Raw genomic sequence first — 25,006 nt, forward strand, 5'->3', positions numbered from 1 at the left:
CAGGAGCCGGTCGTCGTCCCCGGCACAGGCGGCCCGCCCCTTCCGCCCCGTTCCCGCTCACGGCACGTCCCGCCTATCTTGTGCCCCATGACCAGCAACCCGCACGACACCGCAGGAGAACCGGATCCGCTGCGCGCCCTCGACCCGGAGCGGCTGCGCCGTCGTACGAGCATGAAGTGGCGCACCTACCCCGAGGACGTGCTCCCGCTGTGGGTGGCCGAGATGGACGTCCCGCTCGCCCCGCCCGTCGTCCGGGCGCTCACCGACGCACTCGCCCTCGGCGACACGGGATATCCGGCCGGCACCGCCTACGCCGAGGCCCTGGCCGGCTTCGCCGCCCGGCGCTGGGGCTGGGACGGGATCGCCGTGGAACGTACGGCGATCGTTCCCGATGTGATGCTCGGCGTGGTCGAGATGCTCGGGCTGGTCACCGGGCCGGGCGATCCGGTGATCGTCAACCCGCCGGTGTACCCGCCGTTCTTCACGTTCGTCGCCCATATGGACCGACGAGTGGTGGAGGTCCCGCTCGGCGCGGACCTGCGGCTCGACCTGGCCGCGCTGGAGGAGGCGTTCGTACGGGCCACGGCGAGCGGCGGCCGCGCGGCCTACCTGCTGTGCAGCCCGCACAACCCCACCGGTACGGTGCACACCGCCGCCGAACTCGCGGCCGTCGCCGAACTCGCCGAACGCCACGGGGTGCGGGTCGTCGCGGACGAGATCCACGCCCCGCTCGTCGCCCCCGGCGTCACCTTCGTGCCCTATCTCAGCGTGCCCGGCGCCGACCGGGGCCTGTCCCTGATGTCGGCCTCCAAGGGCTGGAACCTCCCCGGCCTCAAGGCCGCCCTCGCCCTGGCCGGTCCCGGCGCCGCCGCCGAACTGGCCGGCCTGCCCGAGGAGGTGGGCCACGGTGCCAGCCATCTCGGCGTCATCGCCCACACCGCCGCCCTGCGCGAGGCCACCGGCTGGCTCGACGCCCTCCTCACCGGGATCCGCGACAACCGGCGCCTGCTCGCCGACCTGCTGGCCGAGCAGCTGCCGGGGATCCGCGTCCATCCCGCCGAGGCCACCTATCTGGCCTGGCTCGACTGCCGCGCGCTCGGCCTCGGCGACGACCCCGCCCAGGTCTTCCTGGACCGCGGCCGGGTCGCCCTCACCGCCGGCCCGCCGTTCGGCACCGGCGGCGCGGGCCATGCCCGCCTCAACCTCGCCACCTCGCCCGACATCCTCACCGAGGCGGTACGGCGGATGGCGGCCGCGGTGAAGTGACCCACCGGCGGACCACCGTCCGGCCTAGACTCCCCGTCATGGACGACGACGCGCTGCCGGCCCGGCTCGGTGCCGGGAAGTATCTGCTGGTCACCAGCTACCGCGGGAACGGCACCCCGGTCGCCACCCCGGTGTGGGTGGTGCGCGACGGGGACGGACTCGGCGTCTGGACGGCCGCCGACAGTCACAAGGTCAAGCGGATCCGGCGCCGCGACGACGTCCTCGTCGGCCCCTGCGACCTGCGCGGCAACCCCACCGGCGACCAGGTCCCGGCCACCGCCGAGATCACCGATGCGGCCACCACCGCCCGCTACCGCGCCCTGATCGCCCGCAAGTACGGCCTCGTCGGCCGTCTCGTCCTTCTGGGCAGCCGCCTGCGCCGAGGTCTGGACGGCACGGTCGGTGTACGGGTGACCTTCGGGGACTGACCGTCCGCCCCGCCGGGCGGCGCGCACGAGCGCGAACCCGGTGCCCCGCCCGGCGGGTTGACGGTTCCGTACTACGGCCGGAGCCCCGCGGGTCCGTCCAGGACTGTCCCGGAGAAGCCCAGGCCGCCGGGCAGCGGCTCGCCGGTCATGTCGTCGAGCCGGCGGAAGGTCACCGACTCCGCCGGTTCCGCGACCTTGTCCTTGACGGTGGGCAGGGTGATGTCCGTGCTGGTTCGGCCCGGCGGGACGTCCACCCAGAGGTAGAGGCCGTTCACCTGGGACAGCGGGCGCTGAGGGTCGGGAGACTGGCCGGTGGTGTCGCGCAGCCAGGCGGCCGAGACGTCCTTGGTGGAGAGTTCGGCGCCGGAGGCGGGCGGGGCGACGCCGAAGACGGCGCCCATGTCCACGTCGACCGGCTCGGACAGGGAGAGCCGCCATCGCAGCGACCGGCCCTCCGTGACCCGGTCGGCGAGCGGGGTGACGGTCATGGTGGGGGCGGGATCGTCGTCGTGCACGGTGATCCCGCCCTGGTAGGAGCCGACGACCGCGCCGTGCACCGCCTTGACCAGGACGTCGTACGACCGGTCCGGGCCGTAGCGGGTGTCGCCCTTCACCTCGACCGGTACGTCGATGTCATGGCCGCCCGGGTGCACGGTGACCAGCCGGTCCTTGGCGCGACCGGTGGCCGGGTCCAGGACGTAGACCCGGACCTGACCGCTGCCCTGGCCCGTCACCCGCACCGGGACGTGGTAGGTGCGCACGCCCGAGTCGCCCTCGTCGACCGTTTCACGGCCGACGTCCACGCGGGGCAGGGCCGCCGCGCGGGCCTCGGGCGTTCCCGGGCGCCAGCCCCAGGCGTCCATCAGCCAGGCCCGGCCGGACGTCGAACGCGAGGTCAGTTCCATGGACTTGACGGCCCCCAGGTCGAGACCCGCGCGGGCGGCCGCCGTCAGCGGTACGCGGATCTCGCGGGCCCAGTAGGAGGCGGTCCGCTCGCTGCCGGGCAGTCCGTCGGCCCGGATCCGGCCCAGCGTCGCCCGGTGGCCGCTGGTGTCGGTGAGGGTCACGTCCAGTCGCGTGCCACGGGAGTCGGGCGGCACGAACAGCCGCAGCGCCAGCTCCTTGGCGCCGGACAGCGACAGCGGCCGTCCGGGGGCCAGCCGGGTGCGGGCGCCCTCGTGCGTCCAGCGCAGCGCGACCGCGCGCCGGCCGGTCTCCCGGCCGGTGACCCACTGCGCGAAGTGCGGCGAGTACCCCTTGGCGTCCTCGCCCAGACATGCCTTGGCCGGGCTCGGGTCGACGGCGTCGCACAGCCGGCCACCGGTCACCGACACCTTGCCGTCCGGCAGCAACCCGCCGTTGCGGCGCGCCCCCACGGCGTGGCTGAGGACCCGCGCCGGGTCGGCGGACGGCGCCCGCTTGCCGGAGCCGTCCAGCAGCGGCCGGACCCGGTCGTCCCCGGCCAGGAACAGCCGTGCGGCGGCCGCGATGTACGTGGCTCCGGCCCGGTGCTGCTGGTCGGCGGTGAGCCGGGTCGCGGCGTGCGCGCCGCACACCGGGTCGGGCCGGTCCGGGTCGTCGTAGAAGTCGTCCTCGGAGGGCGCCGCGGAGGTGCCGGGGGTCCACTCGGAGTTGAAGAAGTTGTGGTCGGCGCCGACGACGTACACCGCACTGTGCAGCGCGGTGCCGGTGCCGACCGTCCGCGTCCCGTCGACGTACACCTCGCCCTGGAGATCGGAGACGTCCCCGTCGCAGCCGGGCAGGACCGTCACCGAGGGCACGTCGGGCACCGGGTTCTGGCCGAAGACGGTGGGGCCGATGAGCACCATGCCGCGGATGGTCCAGTCCACCGGGCCGCGGTAGCCGTCCTGGTCGGCGGGCGGCGGGTAAAGGCTGTCCATGGCCGCCCGGTTGACGCCCTCGCCACCCCGGGAGTGCCCGACGAGGAGTACGCGGGACAGGTCGGCGCGGGGCGCGTCGCGGACGATCGCGGGTGCCGACGCGGGGTGCCGGGCCCACTGCGCCCACTGGCCCAGATGGAGCCGGACCAGGGAGGAGCGGGCCTGGGCGCCGCCGTCCTCGGCCGACTCGTCGTCCTGGCCGTTGACGCCGTTGGCCGAGATCGACACCGTCAGATAGCCCTGCGAGGCGAGGAGTCGCTGGTCGCGCAGATAGCCGCGGTGGCTCGGCACCGGCTGGTAGCCGGACGTGCACGGCCAGTCGATGGATATCTCGTCGCCCCGGTGGCAGGTGTAGTGCCGGCCGTGCAGGAAGAGCGCGAGCGGCCGCGCACCCGGGGCGCCGACGGGGGCGACGACCACCGCGCGCATCTCCACCGGCGCCTTGAAGCCGGGCAGCCGGACCGACTTCAGGGCGTACTCGCCGGTCCTGGTGCGGTACGTGCCCGGCTTGCCCGGGTCCACACCGTTCGCGGGCAGCTTCGGCGGCGGCGTGACCGGCGACGAGGGGGCCGCTCCGGTCGCCCGGACGTCCAACCGGTGCCCGCCGGACCAGACTTCGAGTGAGCGCAGCGCGGCCGGTCGCCGTCCGTCCAGCGGCAGCCGGAAGGTGCGGCCGTCGGTGCTGGGCTTCGGCACCCCCAACAGCCGGTTCCCCGACCGGAATTCCACCCGCGCGTCGCCCATCGGCACCGGCCGGTCGGCCTGCCACTCAAGTCGGGGCGCCGGGCCCCCGCCGGTCAGCCGCCAGCCCGGTGGCAGCGCCTCGCCGCCCACGGAGGCCGACGGCCCCGCGGCCGACGGCGGTTGACTGCGGGCGGCGGCCACCCCTGGAGACGCTCCCGCCACCGCGCATAACGCGGCGGCGGCGACCCAAATGCGCCGGGCACGGACCACTGTTCCTCCTCGACCCCGGACCTCGGGCGCCCCGGCCGTCCAGGGCGCCCCTCGTTCCCGGAGGACGGAACGCGGTGGCTGTGGGTTGCCTGTGAAAGAACGGCGATGGATCACATGTGCGGCTCGGGCGGGGAGGGGATGCGGGCCGCGCGGGGGAGCGGGCTCGGTGGTGCGCGGCCGTCAGGTCCAGGCCCGGTACGGCTCGTCCAGCAGCTGGAAGACCGGCTCGCCGCGCACCGGGTCCTTGGCGGTGGACAGCCGGACCCGGTCGCCGCTGTGGACGCCGACCGGCGGACCCATGACCCGGCCCCGCACGACGAACCCCTCGGCCATCTCGATCAGCGACACATTGCGCGCCGCCGGGGTGTTGCGGTGCACGACGGTGGAGTGTCGGACGGTGCCGACGCCCTCGCTGCGCTCGGTGCGCAGCTCGCTGCCCCGGCACACCGGACACAGCAGCCGGTGGAACATCGCGGTGCCGCACCAGGTGCAGCGCTGGAAGAGGAGGGCGTCCTTGGGGGCCGCGGCGACGGGATCGAGAACACCCGCCGCGGAGCCGGCCGCCATGGACGGGGCGCTCGCTGAGTGGTGGAACATCCTGGTCAACTCCCTGCGCTCGGCCGGAATCCCGCGTGCAGGTCCCGTTGCACGCGTGTGCCGACGGCTCGGCCGCCGTGCACGCCCGCTAGAGTATGGCACTCAGTGTCACTCGTAAAGGCACTCGGTACCCCGAAAAGGGGAATCCGGGATCCGTCCGCGCGGCCGTCAGGCGCGGTCCAGTACCGCCTCCAGCTCCTGCACCACCCGCCACAGCGGCGCATCGCGGCGGGTGACGAGGACCAGCACGTCGTCGGCCGGGGAGGCGGCCCGCTCGCCGTTCGGCGGGGTGACCCGCGCGGACGGCCGGGTGGGACCGGCCTCCTGCGGGCGCGCGAACTTCCGCTGCACGTGCCCCAGTGCGTGGTCCACGGCGGCACCCGCGTCGCCCTGTCCGTCCGAACGCAGCCAGGAGCGCAGCGCGTTGTTGTGCGCGGCGACCACCGCGGCCGCGATCACATCCGCCCGCAGCGTCCCGTCCGGGTGCCCGGCGAACCGGCCGCGCAGATACCGGGCCAGCGCGCGCTCGTAGCGCCAGACCACCGACAGCTCGTACGCCCGCAGGCCCGGCACCTTCCGGGTGAGCCGGTAACGCTGCACGGAGAAGTCCGGGTTCTCCGCGTACATCCGGAGCACCAGCCGGGCCGCGTCGCACGTTCGGCGCACCGGCTCGTGCTCCGGGCCGCTCGCGGCGAGGAAGGCGGTCATGTCGGCCAGGCAGCGCTCGTGGTCGGGGAAGACCACGTCCTCCTTGGAGGGGAAGTACCGGAAGAAGGAACGCCGGCCGACCCCGGCCAGGGCAACGATGTCGTCCACCGTGGTCTGCTCGTAGCCGCGTTCCACGAAGAGCCGGAAGGCCGCCGCGACCAGGGCGTCCCGCATCGGCGGTTTGGCGGCGGGCGCCGTGCTGCTGGAGCTCATGGCGGGAACGTAGCACCCGGGTCGGAAATTTTGACACTCAGTGCAGCCAGTGTGAAGGAACAAGGGAACTGAGTGCTGCCGCGCTGCACGTCCGAACACCGGAGCGATCGAATTGATTGGAATCGATCGATACGGCAGTGGGCGTAGAGTGAGCGCTTCGGATCTTCGTCCAGGGGGAGCCCATGCGACCGCACGTCGACCAGCGCCATGAGCGGGTGCTCGAACTCGTCCGTGAGCGCGGCAGCCTCCGCGTGGCCGAACTGGCGGCGGAACTCGGCGTCTCCGCCGTCACCTTGCGGCGCGACGTCGAGACCCTGGCCGCCGGGGGCCGGCTGCGGCGGCTGCACGGCGCGGTGGTCTGGCCGGGCGATCACGCCGACGGCACCGCCCCGGCCGCCGGCGGACGGCTGTCCGAGCGTGCCGAGGGCGCGGTGATCGGCATGATCGTGCCGACCACCGTCTCCATCTTCACCGACATCGTCGCCGGTGCCCGCGAGGCCGTCGCCGCCCACGGCGGCCGCCTGGTGCTCGGGGTGTCCGGCTACGTCGACACCGAGGACTCGGTCCAGGCGGAACACCTGATCGCGGGCGGCGCCCAGGGGCTGCTGGTGGCGCCCAGCTGGTTCGGCGGCGTCCCCGCGGACGGCCAGGAGAAGTGGCTCACCGCATGCGGAGTGCCCGTCGTCCTGGTCGAGCGCTCCGCCCCGCCCGGCAACCCCGCGGCCGACCTCGACCGGGTGCGCACCGACCGCGCCCACGGCGCCGCCGTCGCCGTCGGCCACTTCGCCGACCTGGGCCACCGCCGGATCACCGCCGTCCTCCAGGAAGGCCCGCACGCCGCGCAGATCAGCGCCGGGTTCCAGGCGGCTGTCCGCGCCCGCGGCCTGGAGGTCCACCAGGGCGCCCCGACCGTGCGCGCACACGGCGACTACGACACCAGCGTGGACTACCTGGTCGAGGCGGTCCGCGCCCACGGGGTCACCGCCGCCCTGGTGCACAGCGACGAGGACGCCATCGTGCTCGTGCCCCGCCTCCAGGCGCACGGCGTGCGCGTGCCCGACGACCTCGCCCTCATCAGCTACGACGACCAGGTCGCCGCGCTCGCCGACGTGCCGCTCACCGCCGTCGCCCCGCCCAAGCGCTCCGTGGGCGAACACGCCACCGGCATCCTGCTGCGCCGCATCGCCGAGCGCGCCGCCCGGCAGACCCCGGGCCCGCGCCAACACCTCGACCTGCTGCCGGAGTTGCGGATCCGCACCTCCTGCGGCGCCCGGGATGCGGCCGCCGACGCGTCCTGAACGGCGGCACCGGGACCGATCCGTGCCCACACGGCCGAGGGCGTTCAGGAGTCCAGCCAGTCGGTGATCTCGCCGGTGTGTTCGCCGAGACGGGGCGGCCGGCGGTCGTAACGGGGCGGGGTGCCGGACAGCTTGATCGGGTTGGCGACGAGGTCCAGGGCGTCGCCGTCGCCGCCGTCCACCGGAACCCGGGGCGAGAGACCGAGCCGCTCGGCGAGCGCGAACGCCTGGCCCAGATCGTTGACCGGGCCGCAGGGGACACCGAGCGGAGTGAGGTGCTCGAACCACTCGTCCGCCGTGCGGGCCGCCAGCAACTCGCCCAGTATGTCCGCCAGTTCGTCCACATGGCCCACCCGGTCGGCGTTGCCGGCGAAGCGCGGATCGGCGGCCAGTTCCGGCGCGCCGACGCCGCGGCAGAGCGCCGCGAACTGGCGGTCGTTGCCGACGGCGATCACCAGCGGCTGGTCCTTGGCCCGGAAGACCTCGTACGGCGCGATGGACGGGTGCCGGTTGCCCAGGATGCCCGGCACCCGGCCGGCCAGGGTGTACCCGGCGGACTGGTTGACCAGGCTCGACAGCAGGGTGGAGAGCAGATCGACCTCGATGCGCTGCCCCTCGCCGGTCGCGTCCCGGTGCCGCAGCGCGGCCAGCACACCGACCGCCGCGTGCAGCCCGGTGAGCACGTCCACCAGCGCCACCCCGGTCTTCACCGGCTCCCCGGGCGCCGGCCCGGTGACGCTCATCAGACCGCCCACGGCCTGGATCAGCAGGTCGTACCCGGGCAGCGCGGCCCCAGGCCCGGAGCCGAAGCCGGTGATCGAGCAGTAGACGATCCCGGGGTTGCGGGCCCGCACGTCCTCGTAGCCGAGCCCGTACCTGTCCAGCGTCCCCGGCCGGAAGTTCTCGAACAACACATCGGCACGGCGCGCCAGTTCACCGGCACGACGCCGGTCGTCCGCGTCGCGCAGATCGAGCGCGACGGAGCGCTTGTTGCGGTTGACGGAGAGGAAGTAGGTGGCCTCGCCGTGCGCGTACGGAGGGCCCCAGGCGCGGGTGTCGTCGCCGGTCTGCGGATGCTCGACCTTGACGACGTCCGCGCCCAGGTCGGCCAGGAGCATGGTGGCGTACGGCGCGGCCAGCACGCGCCCGAAGTCGGCGACGAGGACGCCGCTCAGCGGCAGCGGGACGGAAGCGGTCACGATGTCCTCCTGTCGGAGCCACGCGGGTACACGGTGGTGGTGCGCGTCGACAATGCGCGCGGCGCGGCCCTGTCGGTCCGGACCGTACGCGCTCCGACGGCCGCACGTCCTGGACTTCCCGGGCGCGGTGGTGGTTGGACGTGTGAAGGAAGTCCGTCAAGCCTCGTCTGCTGTGGAGCGTCGTTTTCGGCTATCCGCGCAGTGCGCCTTCGAGGTGGCCTGATGCCAGGACGTGCCCGGCGAGCTGCGGCAGCAGGGCGTCAAGGTCGTTCGCCCTGGAGAAGTCGGCCTCCGTGTCCAGTGCGTAGAGGTGGAAGTGGTAGTGGTGCGTGCCGTGGCCGGGAAGCGGCCGGGGGCCTTGGTAGCCGCTACGGCCCCGGTGGTCGGGCAGGTAGGTGAACCGCCGGTTGTCCGCGGTGAGCTCGCCCTCGGCGAGGCGGGGCGGCTCGGGTGCGAAGAAGACGACCATGTGCCTTCCCGGGCGGGCCGTGGGAGTGTCGGTGTCTTCCATCACGAGAAGCATCTGCCGGGTGCCCGCGGGCGGCTCTTCCCAGGCCAGAGCCGGGGAGATGTTGGGGCCGAGGTCCATCGTCGCGTGTCGCAGCGGGATCGTTGCGCCGTGGGCGAAGGCGGGCGAGGTGAGGTTGAGCGTGCCGGTTCGGGTGGCGGCCAGTTCGGGGGCGTTGCGGAGGCTGTGCGTGGTGCCGGCGCGCTTGCGGCGCAGCAGCAGGCCGAGCGGGTACAGGAGGATGGCGAGCGGTTTCATCGGCGGGTTCCTTCCGTTGCGGTGCCGGAGTCGTTGTCCTGGGCCACGGAGGCGGGGATGGTGCGGTCGAAGAGGGTGGCCAGAAGGGTGAGGGCTCCCAGGGCGAGGACGATCCAGCCCATGCGGTGGAAGCCGGCGTCGGTGACGTGGTCGCCGAAGCTCAGGGAGATCACGCTGGAGGAGAAGATCGCGCCGATGTAGCCGAAGGTGCGGAACAGTCCTGCGGCGACGCCGACTTCGTCAGCGGAGGTCTGGACGAACAGGGTGGTCTGGTTGGCGAAGTTGCACAGGCCGTTGGGGCAGCCGAGGACGCCGGTCGTCAGCAGGATCAGGGCCAGGGGGCTTCCCTCGTGCGCTGTGAGCATGAGCAGTCCGCCCGCGACCAGCGCGAAAGTCCCGGTCAGCAGCGGCCGGCGCACCCAACCGCGGGTGGAGACGAAGCGGGCCAGGACCATGCTGACCACGGACATCGGCAGCATGATCAGGCCGGTCTGGAAGGAGGAGTATCCGCCGCTGCCTTCCAGCCACTGGGTGAGGGAGTACATCGAGGCGTACATCCCCAGGCCCACCAGCAGTTGGCGTACGTAGGTCCGGCGCAGCGCCGGATTGCGGGCGAGGGATCGGACGTCGATCAGCGGTGAGGCGGTGCGCCGTTCCCACCGGATGAGCGCGGCGAGCGTGACGAGCGCGACGGCCCCCAGTGGCCAGGCGGGGTGATCGAGGTCGTTGAGGAACTGCAGCAGGCACACCACGGACAGGGCGAACAGGACGATCCCGAGGGGATCGACGGCCGTGAGCGACTCCTTGACGCTGCCGGATTCGGCGGGCGGGTCCTTCTCCACGTTCTTGGCGGCGAAGACCAGGGCGAAGGCGGCCAGGGGCACGTTGACGAAGAACAGGGCGCGCCAGCCGAAGGCACCGGCCAGTACCCCGCCGAGCGGTAGGCCGAGCACGGCCACGATCTGTGAGGCGATGGAGAAGTTGCCCAGTACGGTGCTGGGCACGCCGGTCTTCAGCCGCTCGGCCCGGCGGCGCACGAGCGCCATCGCGGCGGGGTAGCAGGCCGAGGAGCCGATGCCGATCAGTGCGCGCGAGAGCAGCAGGATCCGGAAGCCGGGTGCGAGGGTGCCTATCGCGCCGCCGGCCAGGAGGATGGCCACGCCGGTGAGGAAGACCCTCCTGGGGCCGAAGATCGCGGCGAGCTTGCCCATGGTGGGTTGCATGACCGCGCTGCACAGGTACAGCACGGACACCAGGGACGCGGCCGGGCCGGGGCCCAGGTGGAAGTCGGCGGCGATCCCGGCGAGACCGGTGGCGATCATGGAACTGTTCACCGGGTTCATCGTCGTGCCCAACATCAGTGGGAACGTGAACCGCAGGCCGAAACCGCTACTGGTGGATGCTGCCGGTTTTCGGCACGTGTCGGGGCGCAGGGGCGATGAGGGAGACATGAGACCTCGTCGGTCATGGGGGAATCCAGGGCGCCGGGAAGGACGCACCGAAGAGGTTTCTTTCTTACTACGAAACATCTTCATTCGTTATACTAAGAAGCTGTGAGCGCGAACGCAATGCCCGAAGACCTCTCGGGCGAGGGCACCCCGAGCCTCGGCACCGAGTTGCGGGTCGCAGTGGCCAGGGTCTACAGCCGCTTCCGCTCCGAACGCGGCGAAGGTGAGATGGCCGAGGCGGCCGTCATCGTGCTCACCGCGCTCTTCAAGCACGGTCCGCAGAGCCTGACCGAACTCAGCCGGCGTGCCCGCGTGACACCGAGCTCCATGAGTCAGACCGTCAACCGGCTCGTCTCCGGCGGACACGCGAGGCGGCACAAGGACCCGAACGACGGGCGTCGCGTCCTCTTCTGCCTCACCCCGTCCGGCACCGAAGTCGCTCGCGAAGCACTGGCAGTACGCCAGGACTGGCTGGAGGGGAAGCTTGCTCAACTGTCCGAAGAGGAGCGACTGACGCTCCTACGGGCTTCCCGGATCATGCGCCGACTCGCCGACTCCTGAGGTCGTCGTCGTACCACCCCGCCCGGCCGGCGCCGGAGCGCAGAGCCCCGGCCGGTCGAAGCCGATCATGCGGGCGTAACCTTTCTGCGCCTACTGGCACCAGCACCCGACCACACCCGAGGAGACCCGTATGCCCGACGCCCGCCCCCGCCTTCTCTACGTCACCGATCTGGCGTACCAGGCCCGCGGGCGCCGCTACTGCGACGAGGACATCCTGCTCACCTCCCGGCTGCGCGCCCACTTCGACCTGGCCCTGTGCCATCCGCTGGACGCGGTGGCGCTGATGGACGGGTACGACGCGGTGGTCGTGCGCAACAGCGGGCCCGTGCTCGGCCACCAGCAGGCGTACGACGCCTTCCGCGCGCGGGCCCTGGAGCGCGGGACCCCGGTGTACAACCCGCTCACCGGCAAGGCGGACATGGCCGGCAAGCAGTATCTGCTCGACCTGACCGACGCCGGGTTCCCCGTGATCCCGACCGTCGGCCGGGCCGCGGACCTGGACCGGCTGCCGGCCGCCGACCGCTACGTCTGCAAGCCCCGGCTCGGCGCGGACTCCCTCGGCCTGCGGATCGTCCCCGCCGGCCGGGTCGCCGCCTTCGCCGGGGACGACATGCTGATACAGCCCTACGTCGACTTCGCCCACGAGATCTCCTTCTACTTCGTGGACGACGACTTCCAGTACGCCCTCTACGCCCCCGACCCGCGCCGCCGTTGGGAGCTGAAGCCGTACGCGGCGACCGCCGCGGACCTGGAGTTCGCCCGGCGCTTCGTCGACTGGAACGACCTCGGTCACGGCATCCAGCGCGTCGACGCCTGCCGCGCCCCGGACGGCGCCCTGCTGCTGGTCGAGCTGGAGGACCTGAACCCCTATCTGTCGCTGGACGCGCTGCCGGAGGCGGACAGGGACGCCTTCGTCGGCGCGGTCACGGCGTCCCTGAGCCGGTTCGTACGGGGAGCGGTCAGCCCAGCCTGACGGTGATCCGCTGACTCACCCCGGCCGTGCCCCTGAGGTCGCCGAAGGCGAGGGTCAGGGAGCGGCCGGTGGCGGCCGAGACGACCGTGGCCGGCGCGGAGGTCACCGCGGCGACCGGCCGCCGCCAGGTCAGGGTCAGACCCGTGCGCATCAGCATCGGATCGCTCACCGCGATCACTGCCGTGCCGTCGTCCTTCTCGCTGATCATCACCGAACACGGATCGCTCGCGGTGAGCGTTCCGACCGTTCCGCCGAGCCAGAAGTTCACCCCGGTGAACCCGAGCGGGCGCACCGAGACGCCCTGCTGGTCGTCGGTGTTGGCGAGCACGGTCAGCCAGTTGCGCTGTGCCGCCCGGGCTCGTGTCCGTGCGGCGCCCGCGCCCGGCATGAGCAGATAGGCGTACGAGGCGTTCACCGGGTCGGTGCCGTGATCGACGTACATCGTCAGGTACTCGCGGTTCAGGACGGTGGGGGAGCCGCCCGTGTTGATGGAACTCCAGCTGCCGTCCCGGGCGTCGCGCAGCGCCCGCACCGTCGCGCCGCCGGGGAAGACATAGCCGCCGTGCCCGCCGATGTGCGCCCAGTCGGCGTCGGTGAGCGTGCCCGACCAGGGGTAGGCGACCGGTTCGGCCCTGCCGTCCACCGTGAACGGGGCGCCGCCCGCGGCCCCCAGGTTCCGGTTCTCGACCGTCGTCTCCACGGCCGTGCCGTCGGTGCAGGTGATCCCCGCGCCCAGGCAGACCACCGTGTCGTCCAGGAAGAACCACGACTTCTTCGCGACCAGCGTCGACTGGAGGCCCTTGAGGTGCTGCCCGACCGCGGCCCGCTCCCCGTCCGTCGCGCCGCCCACCCAGTCCACGTCCGGCCTGGCCGCGCCCCAGTCGCCGCCCGCGCCGTTCGCCAGCACCCGCCGGGAGACGGTGGTACCCGGCAGCCGGTACGGGTCCACGGTGGGCCAGAAGGCGTCGCTGTACTGGCCGCCCGCGAACGTGTCGCCCCACCAGTAGAGCATTCCGGCCCCCGTGTGCCAGCCGCGCAGGTTCTCGCCGTTGCCGCACTCGTAGTAGGCGATCCGCTTGCCGGCCATGCTCAGCGAGGCCGCCCAGCCGGGCCGGCGGTGGGTGGCCCGCGCCATGGCGGGGAAGAGCCGGTGCCCGGTCGGCTCCGGCACCGCGGGCACCGCCGGGTCCTTGTCGACGCCGCCCAGCCGGGCCAGGTTGGGCAGGCTCAGCACCGGGTCGGCGAGCGGCGGGCTGTAGGTGTCGCGCCGCATCCAGCCCTTCACCAGACCGCGCCAGCGCGCGTTCTCCGCCGCGCTCGCGCCCTGCCCGAGCAGCAGCACGGAGGCGAGGAGGGGGTGGCCGCGCAGATGGTCGTCCTGCTGGATCGCCTGCGGGTCCGTGGCCGACAGGCCCCGGCTGATCGCCCGGCCCGCGACGCCGTCCATCACCAGGCCGTTGTACAGGAACGGCGCCCAGGCCTTCTCGACCGAGTCGAAGACGATCTGCCGGTTCTCGTCCGTCACTTCCCAGCTGGAGCCGGCCAGCAGCGCGAACAGCATCCCGAGCCCGCCCAGGAACACCGAGCCGTAGGAGCCGGTGTACGGCACCCAGGTGTGCTGGATGAACGAACCGTCGGCGTGCAGACCGTCGCCGGAGGTGACGTACGGAAAGACGGGTGAGAGGGCGTCGCGGGCCAGTGCCACCTTGGCCGCGTCGCCTCCGACCACCCCGCGCAGCGCCAGCACCCGGCACAGGTCGACCCGGTTGGCGCCCGTGCTGGTGCCGGTGTAGTCCGCCACCGCCGAGTCGGGCACGAAGTGGTCCACGGCCGCGGTGTATCCGGCGATCTGCTCGGCGGACAGGGCGTCGTACATCAGCACGCATGTGTCGAGGAGCGCCTGCGGGGCGCCGATCTGCCAGCTCCACCAGTTGCCGTACAGGGGCTGGCCCGCGTTGTAGACGTCGTCGTGGAGGTGGTCGAGGCCGGTGACCACGGCGTCGCGCAGGGCGGTGTCGCCGGTCAGGCCCGTGCCCGGCTGGGCGTAGGCCTGCGCGAGCGTACTCAGCCGGGTGTGACTGGTGCTCATGTTGCCGGAGTAGGTGATCGATTCCTGGTCGGTGTCCGGGTCGGGGTCGGCGTACGGGAGGTCCGGCCACAGTGAGCCGGTGGTGGGAGCCATGGCGGCGAGGTACCGGCGTGCCGTGCGGCCCAGGTCGGCCAGGCGGGAGGCGAAGGGCTCGGCGCCGGGGTCGAAGCCTTCGCCGAGGGTCAGGGTGCGCCACTTCGCCCGCAGGGCGGCGAACTCGTCCGGTGCCGCGAGGGCCGGGGGCGCGGCGCCCAGCCCCAGTGCTACGGCGCCGGAGCAGGCGGCCAGGAAGGCACGGCGTGACCAAGGAGTCGTCATGACGGCGCTTTCTAGCACGCGCTTTCCTGAACGATCAATAGAAACGGCAAAGATGATCGTTTGATCGTTTTGTTTGTGGAGGCGGCTTGCCGGCCGGCTGGCCGGTCGGTCCGGTGGCCGGGTGGTCGGTCGGGCAGCGGAGGGGTGGGCCGACCGATCGCCCCGCGATTGGGGGACGGCGCGCGGGGAACCCTCGTGCGCGGGAACATCGGTGTACGGGGACCGGGCGGCGGTGGACGGAGCGGAGCGGCATGACGCGGGCGGACGTTTTCCTTGGGCGGCTCGACCCCGACATGTGCGTGGTCACGGCCGCGGCCGGCGGCGAGCGGGCGGGCTGCCTGGTCGGCTTCGCCGCCCAGTGCTCCATCCAGCCGCCCCGGCTCGCCGTGTGGCTGTCCAAGGCCAACCGCACCTACCGCGTCGCCCGCGCGGCGCAGTGCCTCGCCGTCCATCTGCTCACCCGCGACCAGCGCGCCCTCGCGGAACTCTTCGGCGGCCGGACGGGCGATGACACCGACAAGTTCACCGGGCTCGACCTGGTGCCGGTGGCCGGCGGCGCCGTGGTCCTCGCGGACGCCGCGGCCTGGTGCGTCGGCACCATCCTGCACCGTGTCGACGGCGGCGACCACGTCGGCTTCGTCCTCGACCCCCTGGAGTGGGGGGAGGGGCACGCCGGCCCGCTGCTGCGGCTGTCCGACGCGATCGGCATCGAGGCCGGCCACCCCGCGGACTGAGCCCGCCCGGACGGCGCGGCGGAACTTACGGTTTGTGGGTCACCCAGAGCAGTTCCGCAGGCCAGCGGTGCGCCCAGTCGGGTGGGTCGGTCTCGTTGTAGCCGTTGGGCGTTCCGGGTTCGGGCCGCGGCTCGATGAGGTCGTCGATGACCAGACCCGCGCCGCGCAGGACCCTGACCCAGTCGCCGTAGGTGAGCTGATAGCTGGTCGCGCCGTCGTCTTCGGCGATGGTGTGCAGCCCGAAGTAGTCCTGCCGCAGTGTCGTGGTCACGCGGCCGGCGGCTTCGTCGTAGCAGGCTTCGAACCATGGACTGGCGACGTTGAACACCAGGTGCCCGTCTCGGCGCAGGACGCGTGCGGCCTGCGGGACGGCCAGGTGCGGGGGTGCCCAGCTGAGCCCACCGAAGTCACAGAACACCAGGTCGAAGCTGTCGGCGGCGAAGGGGAGTTGCTCGGCGGCGCCTTGCACCAGCGGGTAGCGGGCCGCTCCCATCGCGCGCGCCGCGGCGGCGAGTTGGGCCTCGGACAGGTCGAACCCGACCACGGTGGCGCCCTCGGCGGCGAGCGCCCTGGACCACTGGCCGGCGCCGCAGCCGAGTTCGAGGACGCGCTTGCCGGTGACGTCGCCCAGGGCGCGCAGGCGCGCGTCGGGGATGGAGTACATGCCCCACAGCCGGGGTGCGGCGCCGATGCGAGGGTCGTGCGCCTGCTGGTAGGCGCTGCTGAGCCGGTTCCAGAACCGCCGGTTGGCGGGGATGCTGTCCACGTGCCGACTCCAGCACTGTCCGCCGGGGGCGGTCAACACGATGCGGGCACTGACCGGCCCCCGCCCCCCGGCCAGCCCCGACCCGGTCCGCGAGCCCGGCCTGCCCCAACCGCGAGGTCCTGGGCCTCTCGTTTGGATCGTGCCGGGCTCGCGGGGTCTGGCGCCGCGCCTCGCGGCGTTGTCGTCGGTTGCCATGGCTCCGCCATGTCGCCCTCCTCCGCCTTGCGACGCACGGCGCCAGACCCCGCTCCCTGATCCGGCCTGATCCAAATGAAAGACCCTAGCCGTTCTGGGCCTCCAAGTCCCCCGTGTCCGCCGCGTCGACCGGTTCCTCGGTGTGATCGTCGGCGCGCGCCGGCATCCGGATGTCCAGCACGCACACGTCGTCGCGCCGCTCGTCCGCGACCATGGCGGCGAGCAGCGCGTCCAGGGAGTCCCAGCCGCCGTCGCCGTGGGCCCGCGCCGCCTCGGCCAGCCGGGCCAGCCCCACGTCCAGGCCCTCGCCGGGCCGCTCGACGAGGCCGTCGGTGTACAGCAGCAGCCGGTCCCCGGGGGCCAGGCGCAGCTGCGCCGACTCGTACGCGGGACGGTCACTGGCCCCGAGCAGCATGCCGACGGGACGGTCGAGGTAGCGCACCTCGCCGTGGCGCACCAGCAGCGGCGGCGGGTGCCCGGCCTGCGCCCAGGTCAGCACCTGCTGGTCCGGGTCGTAGCGGGCCATGATCATGGTGGCCGTGCGCCGGCCGTCCCGGGAGTGCAGCAGCAGCTGGTTGAGCCGGGCCAGGGCGACGGTGAGCGAGGTACCGGTACTGACCATCCCCTTGGCGGTGAACCGCAGCTGGGCCATGGTGGCCACCGCGTCGATGCCGTGGCCCGCCACGTCGCCGACCACGAACAGCGCGTCGCTGTCGGGCAGTTCGATGGCGCTGAACCAGTCGCCGCCGACGTGGATACCGGCCTGTGCGGGCAGGTAGGCGACCTCGACGCGCAGCCCGGCCAGCCGCACCGGCTTGCTGGGCAGCGGCAGCAGGGCGTGCTGGAGGCGTGCGGCCAGCGCCCGTTCGGCCTGGAGCACCCCGCGCTGGAGCAGCATCGTGCGCTCGCTCTTGACCAGGGCGAGTTCCGCGCTGCGCTGTGCGGTGAGGTCCTGGACGAAGCCGTGCACCTCGGCGGGGGTGCCGTCCGGCTCGGTGACGGCCTCGGCGACCAGCCGCAGATGCCGTACGCCCTCGGGCGCCTCGACCCGGAACGGTGTGTCGAAGGCCCGGCCGCGGCGGACCAGCCCGGTGATCGCGGCGGCCAGCTGGTCCGCGTCCTGGGGCAGGGCGAGAGCGGGCAGTTCCGCCAGTTCCAGCGGCCCGCGCGCGGGGTCGCGACGCAGGACGGCGTAGGCCTGCGCGGACCAGGAGATCTCCCCGGTGACCAGGTTCCAGTTAGCCCAGCCGAGGTTGCCGAGCCGCTGCACGTCGGCCAGTCGCTGCTCCTGCCGCTCCGTGGGGTCGTACCGCAGCCAGGACACCAGCAGCCCCTCGCCCAGCGGGGCGGCCCGCACCGAGTAGGTGGCGGTCACGGCCACCCCGTCGGACACGTCCTGGTAGGCGAACGGCTCGCCCTCGAACGGCACCCCCGTCTCCAGGGCCGTCAGATAACCCCGCCACAGCGGTTCGCCCGCGACGGACGGGTAGCTCTCCAGGATGCGCCGGCCGACCATGTCGCGTCCGGTGCGGCCGAACACGTCGACGGTATGCGGCGCGGCGGCGTCGATGCGGTAGTCCTCCACCTCGCCCGCGGGGCCGCGCAGCGGGGTGAGCAGGACCGCGGGACCGGGCAGCGCGTCGAGGACCGCCTGCACGGGCGGGGTGACACCGGGTTCGCCGGGGGCCTCCCGCGGGGCGTCCAGGGCGCGCAGGCGGCCGGCGCACAACCGGGTGGCGGCGCGCAGCAGTTCGCGCTCGCGTGGTCCGAAGGGCTGGTCGTGCCGGCGCAGCACCCCGAGGGCGACCCGGCCGGTGCCCCCGGCCGGCACCGGCAGCCAGGCCCGGGTCGGCCACCGCTCCGGCTGGCTGCCGCTGAGCAGGTACCGGGTGCGGTCGGCGGGCAGGTCCTCCAGCCAGAGGGGCTCGCCCGTGGCCAGGACCTCGAAGGCGGGCACCCCGGCCAGTGGGGGCACATGCCGCCACTGGGCGGCGAACCGGGGGTCGGCGCCCGCGTGCCCGATCAGTTCGATCCCGCCCTCCGCCTGCCGCTCGTAGAGGAGTACGGCGTCGGCCCGCACCTCGGACGCCAGCTGGTCCAGGAGGCGCGCGGCCAGTTCCTGCGGGGAACCGACGCGCACCAGGTCCCGGCCCATCCGGCCCAGCGCCTCGGCGAGGTCGGGGGCACCGGCGGGCGGGGTCTCGCGAGGGGGCGGGGCCGCGGCCGCGGGGTCCGCTTCCTGCGTGGACGGCGGGAGCGATCCCAGGGCGAGCCAGCACTCTTCGACGAGGGTGCGCCCGCTGCCCCGGGCACGGCGCCGCAGCTCGTCGTGGGCGGCGTCCGGGCTACAGCCGGTGAGCGCCATCAGGGCGCCCTTGGCCCGCTCCAGCACCGCCGCCGTCGCGGCGCGGTCACGCAGCCGCTCCAGCTCCGCACGCTGCCGGGCCACGACCCTGGCCAGCGCGGCACTGTCGCCGCCGGTGCCGGGGTCGCCCATCGGGGGAACGGACTCGCTCGTCACGCGACGAGCATCGCACATTCGGCCCCCTTCGATCACCGGTGTGGCGGACCGCGGCGGCGGGGCGCCCGTCCTCGTGCCTCAGGCAGGGTGGCCGCCGCGGCGCGCCAGGGCCTCGGTGACCGCGCGGACACTGCGGGCGATGTGCTGGAGCTGCAGCACCTCGGCCGCGTACAGCTTGATCGTGTGCTCGATGACCGACTCGGGCAGCCCGAGCACCGGGAGTTCGGCCCGCGCCGTCTGGAGGGCGGTGCGGGCCACCCGGATCTCCTGCTGCACCTGGATCTGCGCGTGCCGGGCGAGCAGCACCGGGTGGCGGATCAGGGCCGGGTAGCTCGCGTAGCGCGCGGGGACCAGCTCGCGCAGCCACCTGGCGGCCGAGCGCTCCCAGTCGTACGAACCCGGGGTCTTGACCTGGCAGGGCCAGTCGGGGCTGAGGCGCGTGCTGGTGAGGGTCATGGTCACTTCCGGTCTGCGCGTCGTGAGGGTGGTCCGACGAGGGCGGGCGGCCCCGGTCCAGGGGATGACCGGGGCCGCCCCGGGCGCGGCGCAGGGACGCCGCACCACCGGACATCCCGCTCGCCGGCCTTGGGTAGGTGACGGCCGGCTCCGGGGTGTCCGCGCGGGTGCCCCGGGTGAGTATTTATATATGCCGATCACTTTGCAAGACGTATGAAAACATTCATGCGCGATATGGGGTGAAAGATCCCGCTGCGGGCGGGCGGTGACCGCAAGATCTTCACGGATGGGTGCCGCGCCGCCGAAGAGAAGGGCGGCGCGGCACCGGGGGGAGCGGCGCACTCAGTCCCGGACGAAGAACTGGTGCTGCTCGGAGATCTGCTCGTACTTCTCCAGGCGGGCCTGGGTGCGTTCCGGGTCGGCGTCGGTCATGGCCTGCAGCAGTGCGGCGGCCATCACGCCGGGCGCGGCGTAGGAGTCGAAGACCAGCCGGGAGCCGGTGCCGGTGGCGAAGGTGACGTCGGCCTCGTCGGCCAGCGGCCCGAGCGCGAGATCGGTGATCAGGGCAACCTTCAGACCGGCGTCGTGCGCCACCCGGACGGCCTGGAGGGTCTCGTGTGAGTGCCGGGGCATCGCGAACGCCAGCACCCAGCTGCCGCCGGCCTCACGGGACTGGAGCAGCGCGTCGTAGGCCACGCTGCCGCCCCGGGTGACCAGCCGTACATCCGGGTGGATACGGCGCGCCGCGTACCCGAAGTACTCGGCCAGCGACTCCGAGATGCGCAGCCCCAGCACGGTCAGCGGGGTGGAGCGGGACAGCTCCCGGCCGACGTGGATCACCCGGTCCGGGTCCGCGAAGTCGCGCCGCAGGTTCTCCAGGTTCCGGATCTCGGCGTCCACGGCGGCCTGCAGCTCGTTGGCGCGGTTCGGGTCGCCGGGCCCGCCGGCCAGGGTCTTCAGCGCGATCGACTGCAACCGCTCGCGCAGCGCGGGGTAGCCGCTGAAGCCGACCGCACCGGCGAACCGGGTGACGGACGGCTGGCTGACCCCGACCCGGTCCGCCAGCTCGGTGATGGACAGGAACGCGGCCTCGGTGATGTGCTCGATCAGGTACTGGGCGATCCGGCGCTGCCCGGGGGACAGCCGGGGGCCGTCGAACAGCTCCCTGAGCTGGGAGGTCGGGGCGGCCTCGGCGCGTGGTGCGGTCTTGCCCGAGGTGATCGCCGACGCCTGTGCGCGGGCCTGCTGCGGCGAGGGCACCGGTCCGTCTCCTTTGTCTGCCACGAGCACTCAACATAGCTCACCCAAGGCCGTGACCAGCGGGTTGACCAGCGGTCTCAGCCCGGCGACGGGGAGGGCGAGGGCAGGACGCCGGCCGGGACCAGCAGGTCCGCCCGGCCGCGGGTCGTCGCCACCAGGTCGGCGTTGCGCTGGTCCGTGCCCAGCACCCAGGCGAGCGCCGCCGCGTGGTCCTTGCCGAACCGCTCGTGCCGGGCGACCAGCCGGCGGACCCGCTCCTGCTCGGGAAGCTCGCAGAACCACACCTCGTCCAGGCACGGTCGCACCCGCGCCCACGAACCCTCCTCCAGCAGAAGGTAGTTGCCCTCGGTCACCACCAGCCGGGCGCTCGGCGGCACCGCGATCGCCCCCGCCAGCGGCTGCTCCAGGACCCGCTCGAACCCGGGCGCGTACACCACCTCGTCGCCGTCCTCGCGCAGCCGGCGCAGCAGCGCCGCGTACCCGGCCGCGTCAAAGGTGTCCGGGGCGCCCTTGCGGTCCCGGCGGCCCAGCCGGTCGAGTTCGGCGTCGGCCAGGTGGAAGCCGTCCATGGGGACGTGGGCGACCCACGGGGGGCCGCCGGCGTTCAGGGCGCGCACCAGCCCCTCGGCCAGTGTGGACTTGCCCGCGCCCGGGCCGCCCGCGATGCCGAGCACGGCGCGCCGGCCCGCCCGGGGGAGTGCGCGGGCGCGTTCGAGGAGGTCGTCGAAGGTCGGTGGCACAACAGCAGAGTCTGTCACTTCGGACCGGGGGAACATGTGGCGTGCGCCACTCACTGGACGGCCGCTGACGGGGAACAGTGCTCGGTATGACTCAGCTCGGTCTGCCCGACGACATCCAGGCCTGTCTCTTCGATCTCGACGGGGTCGTCACCAAGACGGCCGTCGTGCACGCGGCCGCGTGGAAGGAGACGTTCGACGCGTTCCTGCGTTCCCAGGGGGGCGAGCAGGCACGGCCGTTCGACGCGGTCGCCGACTACGACGAGTACGTGGACGGCCGGCCGCGCGCCGACGGGGTGCGCGCCTTCCTCGACTCCCGCGGCATCCGGCTGCCGGAGGGCACCCCGGACGACCCGCCGGACGCCCTGACCGTGCACGGCCTCGGCAACCGCAAGAACGAGCTGCTCCTCGCGAAGATCCGCACCGGCGGCGTCGAGGCGTACGAGGGCACCCTGCGCTATCTGGCGGCGGTCCGCACCGAGGGGCTGCGCACCGCGATCGTCTCCTCCAGCGCCAACTGCCGTGACGTACTGCGGTCGGTGGGCGCCGAGCACTACTTCGACGTACGGATCGACGGCGTGGTGGCCGCCGAGCGGCACCTGCCGGGCAAACCGCACCCCGACACCTTCCTCGCCGCCGCCCGCGACCTCGGCGTGGAACCGTCCCGGGCGGCCGTGTTCGAGGACGCGCTGGCCGGGATGGACGCGGGCCGCGCGGGCGGCTTCGGATACGTCGTCGGTGTCGACCGGGTCGGCCAGACCGACGCGCTCTACGCGCACGGCGCGAGCGTCGTCGTCGACGACCTCGCCGAACTGGGGGACGAGCGGTGATCACGCAGGGTTCGTACGCCGTCGAGCCGTGGGCCGTCCGGGAGACCTCCCTCGACCTCGACGTGCTCGCGCAGAGCGAGTCCGTCTTCGCACTCTCCAACGGCCATGTCGGCTGGCGCGGCAACCTCGACGAGGGGGAACCGCACGGCCTGCCCGGCACCTACCTCAACGGCGTCCACGAGGTGCACCCGCTGCCCTACGCGGAGGCCGGGTACGGCTATCCGGAGTCGGGGCAGACCGTCATCAACGTCACCAACGGCAAGATCCTGCGGCTGTTGGTCGACGACGAGCCGTTCGATCTGCGCTACGGCCGGCTCGTCGCCCACGAGCGGGTGCTGGACCTGCGCCGCGGGGTGCTGGAGCGGACCTGCGAGTGGACCTCCCCGGCCGGTTCCACGGTCCGGGTCCGCTCGACCCGGCTGGTCTCGCTCACCCAGCGCGCGGTGGCCGCCGTCGCCTACGAGGTGGAGGCCGTCGACCGCCGTACCCGGGTGGTGATCCAGTCCGAACTGGTCGCCAACGAAAGCCTGCCCGGCGGCGACGGCGATCCGCGCGCCGCGGTGGCGCTCCAGTCGCCCCTGGAACAGGAGGACCACCTCGCCGCGGGCGAGCGGCTGCGCCTGGTGCACCGGACCCGGCGCAGCGGTCTGCGGGTCGCGGTGGCCGCCGACCACGCCGTCGACGGGCCCGAGCGCACCACCACCCGCAGCGAGAGCGGCACCGATCTGGCCCGGCTGACCGTGACCTCGGTGCTGGAGCCCGGGCAGACGCTGCGGGTGGAGAAGCTGGTCGCCCACGGCTGGTCGGCCGCCCGCTCGCTGCCCGCCATGGCCGACCAGGTCGACGCCGCGCTCGCGGCCGCCGCCCACGACGGCTGGCCCGGCCTGCTCGCCGACCAGCGGGCCTGCCTGGACGACTTCTGGGCGCGCGCCGACGTCGAGGTGACCGGGGACGAGGAGATCCAGCAGGCCGTGCGGTTCGCCCTGTTCCACGTCCTCCAGGCGGGGGCCCGCGCCGAGCGGCGCGCCATCCCCGCGAAGGGGCTGACGGGCTCCGGCTACGACGGGCACGCCTTCTGGGACACCGAGATGTTCGTGCTGCCCCTGCTCACCCACACCGCGCCCGACGCCGTCGCCGAGGCGCTGCGCTGGCGGTACAGCACCCTGGACGAGGCCCGCGAGCGCGCGGCCCAACTGGGGCTGGCCGGGGCCGCGTTCCCCTGGCGGACCATCGCGGGACCGGAGGGCTCGGCGTACTGGCCCGCCGGCACCGCGGCCTTCCACGTGAACGCCGACATCGCCGACGCCGTCGTCCGCTACGTCGAGGCCACCGGCGACACCGACTTCGAACGCGAGGCCGGGGTCGAACTCCTCGTGGAGACCGCCCGGTTGTGGCGCTCGCTCGGCCACCACGACGTGCACGGCGTCTACCACCTCGACGGGGTCACCGGCCCCGACGAGTACAGCGCGGTCGCCGACGACAACACCTACACCAACCTGATGGCCCGGCAGAACCTGCTGGCCGCCGTCGACGCCGTCGAACGCCATCCGCGCGAGGCCGCCCGGCTCGGGGTGGACGAGGAGGAGAGCGCGGCCTGGCGGGACGCCGCCGTGGCGATGCACGTCCCGTACAACGCCGAACTCGGCGTCCACGAACAGCATGCCGGGTTCACCCGCTACCAGCGTTGGGACTTCGACGGCACCCGCGCCGACCAGTACCCGCTGCTGCTGCACTTCCCGTACTTCGACCTCTACCGCAAGCAGGTCGTCAAACAGGCCGACCTGGTGCTGGCGCTGTACACCTGCGACGGGTACTTCGCCGAACACTGCGACGAGGAGCAGATCGCCCGCGACTTCGCCTACTACGAGCCGCTGACCGTGCGCGACTCCTCCCTGTCCGCCTGCTGCCAGGCCGTCGTCGCCGCCCGCACCGGCCACCTCGACCTCGCCTACGACTACACGGCCGAGGCGGCCCTGATGGACCTGCACGACCTGGAGCACAACACCCGCGACGGGCTGCACATCGCCTCGCTCGCCGGCACCTGGATGGCCCTGGTGGCGGGCTTCGGCGGCATGCGCCGCGACGGCGAGCGGCTGCGGTTCGCGCCCCGGCTGCCCGAACGCCTGGCCCGGCTCGCCTTCCACGTGCAGTTCCGCGGACGCCGGCTGCGGGTGGAGATCGACGCCGACAAGACCACGTACGCCCTCCTCGACGGACCGCCCCTGACCCTCCACCACCACGGCGAGCCGCTCACCGTGACCACCAGCGAGCCCGCGGTCCGGGCCGTCCCCCCGGCCATCCGCCGCCCCGCCCCCCGGCAGCCGCGGCACCGGGCACCGAACGGGGGATGAGCGAACCGGCGGTGTCACCCCGGGCCGCTGATCGCCCCGGGGTGACACCGCTCAGCCGGGTTCGCCCCCGCCCCGCGCGAGCAGCTCGCGCAGGGCCCGCTCCTCGTCGCGGCTCAGACCGGTCACGAACTGCTGGAGGGCGGCGATCGGGTCGGGGCCCCGGTCCAGGGCCCGGCGCATGGCCTCGGCGGTCAGCTCGGCCGCGTTCTTCGACGGGCGGTACGCGCCGCGCCGCCCGTCCGCGTCCCGCAGCACCAGCCCCTTGTCGTACAGCCGCTTGAGGATGGTGTGCACGGTGTTGTACGCGAGACCGCCGATCTCGGTCTGGATCTCCGCCGGCGTGAGCGGCCGATCGGTGGCCCACAGGGCGGCCAGCACCTCACTCTCCAGCTCACCGGCGCTGCGCCGTTCCGCCCTAGCCATGCCCCAACCTTACA

At 73.3% G+C, this 25,006-nt stretch carries 21 protein-coding genes; 8 read left to right on the forward strand and 13 right to left on the reverse strand.

Going from position 1 to position 25,006, the window contains the following annotated elements:
• Positions 1–87: 87 nt before the first annotated feature.
• Positions 88–1,266 (forward strand): MalY/PatB family protein, encoded by a 1,179-nt coding sequence (locus tag ACSP97_RS33960; protein WP_440555775.1) that lies wholly within the window; start codon positions 88–90, stop codon positions 1,264–1,266.
• 38 nt (positions 1,267–1,304) lie between these two features.
• Positions 1,305–1,694: a PPOX class F420-dependent oxidoreductase gene (locus tag ACSP97_RS33965; RefSeq protein ID WP_355152306.1), complete on the forward strand. Its 390-nt coding sequence runs from the start codon at positions 1,305–1,307 to the stop codon at positions 1,692–1,694.
• Between the two features lie 71 nt (positions 1,695–1,765).
• On the opposite strand, the gene ACSP97_RS33970 is transcribed toward ACSP97_RS33965, so the two are convergent.
• The 3 genes from ACSP97_RS33970 to ACSP97_RS33980 all read right to left on the reverse strand — a co-directional run bounded on the left by ACSP97_RS33970 (position 1,766) and on the right by ACSP97_RS33980 (position 6,067).
• Positions 1,766–4,549: a hypothetical protein gene (locus ACSP97_RS33970; protein ID WP_440555776.1), complete on the reverse strand. Its 2,784-nt coding sequence runs from the start codon at positions 4,547–4,549 to the stop codon at positions 1,766–1,768.
• A gap of 180 nt (positions 4,550–4,729) precedes the next feature.
• Entirely contained in the window at positions 4,730–5,146 is a 417-nt protein-coding gene (locus ACSP97_RS33975) for a Zn-ribbon domain-containing OB-fold protein (RefSeq protein ID WP_358302268.1), read from the reverse strand.
• A gap of 168 nt (positions 5,147–5,314) precedes the next feature.
• Positions 5,315–6,067, reverse strand: a complete 753-nt coding sequence (locus tag ACSP97_RS33980) for a TetR family transcriptional regulator (RefSeq protein WP_355152309.1) — start codon at positions 6,065–6,067, stop codon at positions 5,315–5,317.
• Positions 6,068–6,249: 182 nt separating this feature from the next.
• Here ACSP97_RS33980 and ACSP97_RS33985 point away from each other — a divergent pair, with 182 nt between their 5' ends.
• On the forward strand, positions 6,250–7,365 hold the full coding sequence (locus tag ACSP97_RS33985; protein ID WP_355330647.1) for a substrate-binding domain-containing protein: 1,116 nt from the start codon (positions 6,250–6,252) through the stop codon (positions 7,363–7,365).
• A 44-nt stretch (positions 7,366–7,409) separates the two neighbouring features.
• Here ACSP97_RS33985 and ACSP97_RS33990 read toward each other — a convergent pair whose 3' ends face one another.
• The 3 genes from ACSP97_RS33990 to ACSP97_RS34000 all read right to left on the reverse strand — a co-directional run bounded on the left by ACSP97_RS33990 (position 7,410) and on the right by ACSP97_RS34000 (position 10,664).
• Complete coding sequence (locus ACSP97_RS33990; RefSeq protein ID WP_440558512.1) at positions 7,410–8,483, reverse strand: CaiB/BaiF CoA transferase family protein; 1,074 nt, start codon at positions 8,481–8,483, stop codon at positions 7,410–7,412.
• Positions 8,484–8,754: 271 nt separating this feature from the next.
• Entirely contained in the window at positions 8,755–9,330 is a 576-nt protein-coding gene (locus tag ACSP97_RS33995; RefSeq protein ID WP_358676718.1) for a YbhB/YbcL family Raf kinase inhibitor-like protein, read from the reverse strand.
• On the reverse strand, positions 9,327–10,664 hold the full coding sequence (locus ACSP97_RS34000; protein WP_440555777.1) for an MFS transporter: 1,338 nt from the start codon (positions 10,662–10,664) through the stop codon (positions 9,327–9,329). The genes ACSP97_RS33995 and ACSP97_RS34000 overlap by 4 nt, the downstream gene beginning before the upstream one ends.
• 219 nt (positions 10,665–10,883) lie before the next feature.
• Between ACSP97_RS34000 and ACSP97_RS34005 the strand changes: the two genes are divergently transcribed.
• Together ACSP97_RS34005 and ACSP97_RS34010 are read left to right on the forward strand one after the other, a co-directional pair.
• Positions 10,884–11,339, forward strand: a complete 456-nt coding sequence (locus tag ACSP97_RS34005; protein WP_355152315.1) for a MarR family winged helix-turn-helix transcriptional regulator — start codon at positions 10,884–10,886, stop codon at positions 11,337–11,339.
• 130 nt (positions 11,340–11,469) lie between these two features.
• Complete coding sequence (locus tag ACSP97_RS34010; protein ID WP_355152316.1) at positions 11,470–12,312, forward strand: hypothetical protein; 843 nt, start codon at positions 11,470–11,472, stop codon at positions 12,310–12,312.
• Here the strand turns inward: ACSP97_RS34010 and ACSP97_RS34015 are convergent.
• Positions 12,299–14,719 carry a polysaccharide lyase 8 family protein gene (locus tag ACSP97_RS34015; RefSeq protein WP_440555778.1) on the reverse strand — a complete coding sequence of 807 codons (2,421 nt, stop codon included), beginning with the start codon at positions 14,717–14,719 and terminating at the stop codon, positions 12,299–12,301. The genes ACSP97_RS34010 and ACSP97_RS34015 overlap by 14 nt on opposite strands.
• A gap of 251 nt (positions 14,720–14,970) precedes the next feature.
• Here ACSP97_RS34015 and ACSP97_RS34020 point away from each other — a divergent pair, with 251 nt between their 5' ends.
• The gene (locus tag ACSP97_RS34020) at positions 14,971–15,453 is read left to right on the forward strand and encodes a flavin reductase family protein (protein ID WP_355152318.1); all 483 of its coding nucleotides are present in this window, start codon (positions 14,971–14,973) and stop codon (positions 15,451–15,453) included.
• A gap of 25 nt (positions 15,454–15,478) precedes the next feature.
• On the opposite strand, the gene ACSP97_RS34025 is transcribed toward ACSP97_RS34020, so the two are convergent.
• The 5 genes from ACSP97_RS34025 to ACSP97_RS34045 form a co-directional block, all read right to left on the reverse strand.
• Positions 15,479–16,219 (reverse strand): class I SAM-dependent methyltransferase, encoded by a 741-nt coding sequence (locus ACSP97_RS34025; protein WP_440555779.1) that lies wholly within the window; start codon positions 16,217–16,219, stop codon positions 15,479–15,481.
• Positions 16,220–16,499: 280 nt separating this feature from the next.
• Positions 16,500–18,911, reverse strand: coding sequence for a SpoIIE family protein phosphatase (locus ACSP97_RS34030; RefSeq protein WP_440558513.1), 2,412 nt, complete (start codon positions 18,909–18,911; stop codon positions 16,500–16,502).
• Positions 18,912–19,013: 102 nt separating this feature from the next.
• Positions 19,014–19,391, reverse strand: coding sequence for a hypothetical protein (locus tag ACSP97_RS34035; RefSeq protein WP_382015271.1), 378 nt, complete (start codon positions 19,389–19,391; stop codon positions 19,014–19,016).
• A gap of 342 nt (positions 19,392–19,733) precedes the next feature.
• Positions 19,734–20,651: a MurR/RpiR family transcriptional regulator gene (locus ACSP97_RS34040; RefSeq protein WP_355331005.1), complete on the reverse strand. Its 918-nt coding sequence runs from the start codon at positions 20,649–20,651 to the stop codon at positions 19,734–19,736.
• A 77-nt stretch (positions 20,652–20,728) separates the two neighbouring features.
• Positions 20,729–21,391, reverse strand: coding sequence for a nucleoside/nucleotide kinase family protein (locus ACSP97_RS34045; protein WP_355155497.1), 663 nt, complete (start codon positions 21,389–21,391; stop codon positions 20,729–20,731).
• Positions 21,392–21,477: 86 nt separating this feature from the next.
• On the opposite strand from ACSP97_RS34045, the gene ACSP97_RS34050 reads away from it, so the two are divergent.
• Both ACSP97_RS34050 and ACSP97_RS34055 read left to right on the forward strand, forming a co-directional pair.
• Positions 21,478–22,218 (forward strand): HAD family hydrolase, encoded by a 741-nt coding sequence (locus ACSP97_RS34050; protein WP_355155499.1) that lies wholly within the window; start codon positions 21,478–21,480, stop codon positions 22,216–22,218.
• The gene (locus tag ACSP97_RS34055) at positions 22,215–24,569 is read left to right on the forward strand and encodes a glycoside hydrolase family 65 protein (protein ID WP_355155500.1); all 2,355 of its coding nucleotides are present in this window, start codon (positions 22,215–22,217) and stop codon (positions 24,567–24,569) included. Before ACSP97_RS34050 ends, ACSP97_RS34055 begins: the two co-directional genes overlap by 4 nt.
• 51 nt (positions 24,570–24,620) lie before the next feature.
• Here ACSP97_RS34055 and ACSP97_RS34060 read toward each other — a convergent pair whose 3' ends face one another.
• Positions 24,621–24,992, reverse strand: a complete 372-nt coding sequence (locus tag ACSP97_RS34060; protein ID WP_355155502.1) for a BlaI/MecI/CopY family transcriptional regulator — start codon at positions 24,990–24,992, stop codon at positions 24,621–24,623.
• Positions 24,993–25,006: the final 14 nt, after the last annotated feature.

The sequence above is a fragment of the Streptomyces sp. SCPE 10 genome (assembly GCF_051980735.1).
Lineage (GTDB): Bacteria > Actinomycetota > Actinomycetes > Streptomycetales > Streptomycetaceae > Streptomyces > Streptomyces misionensis.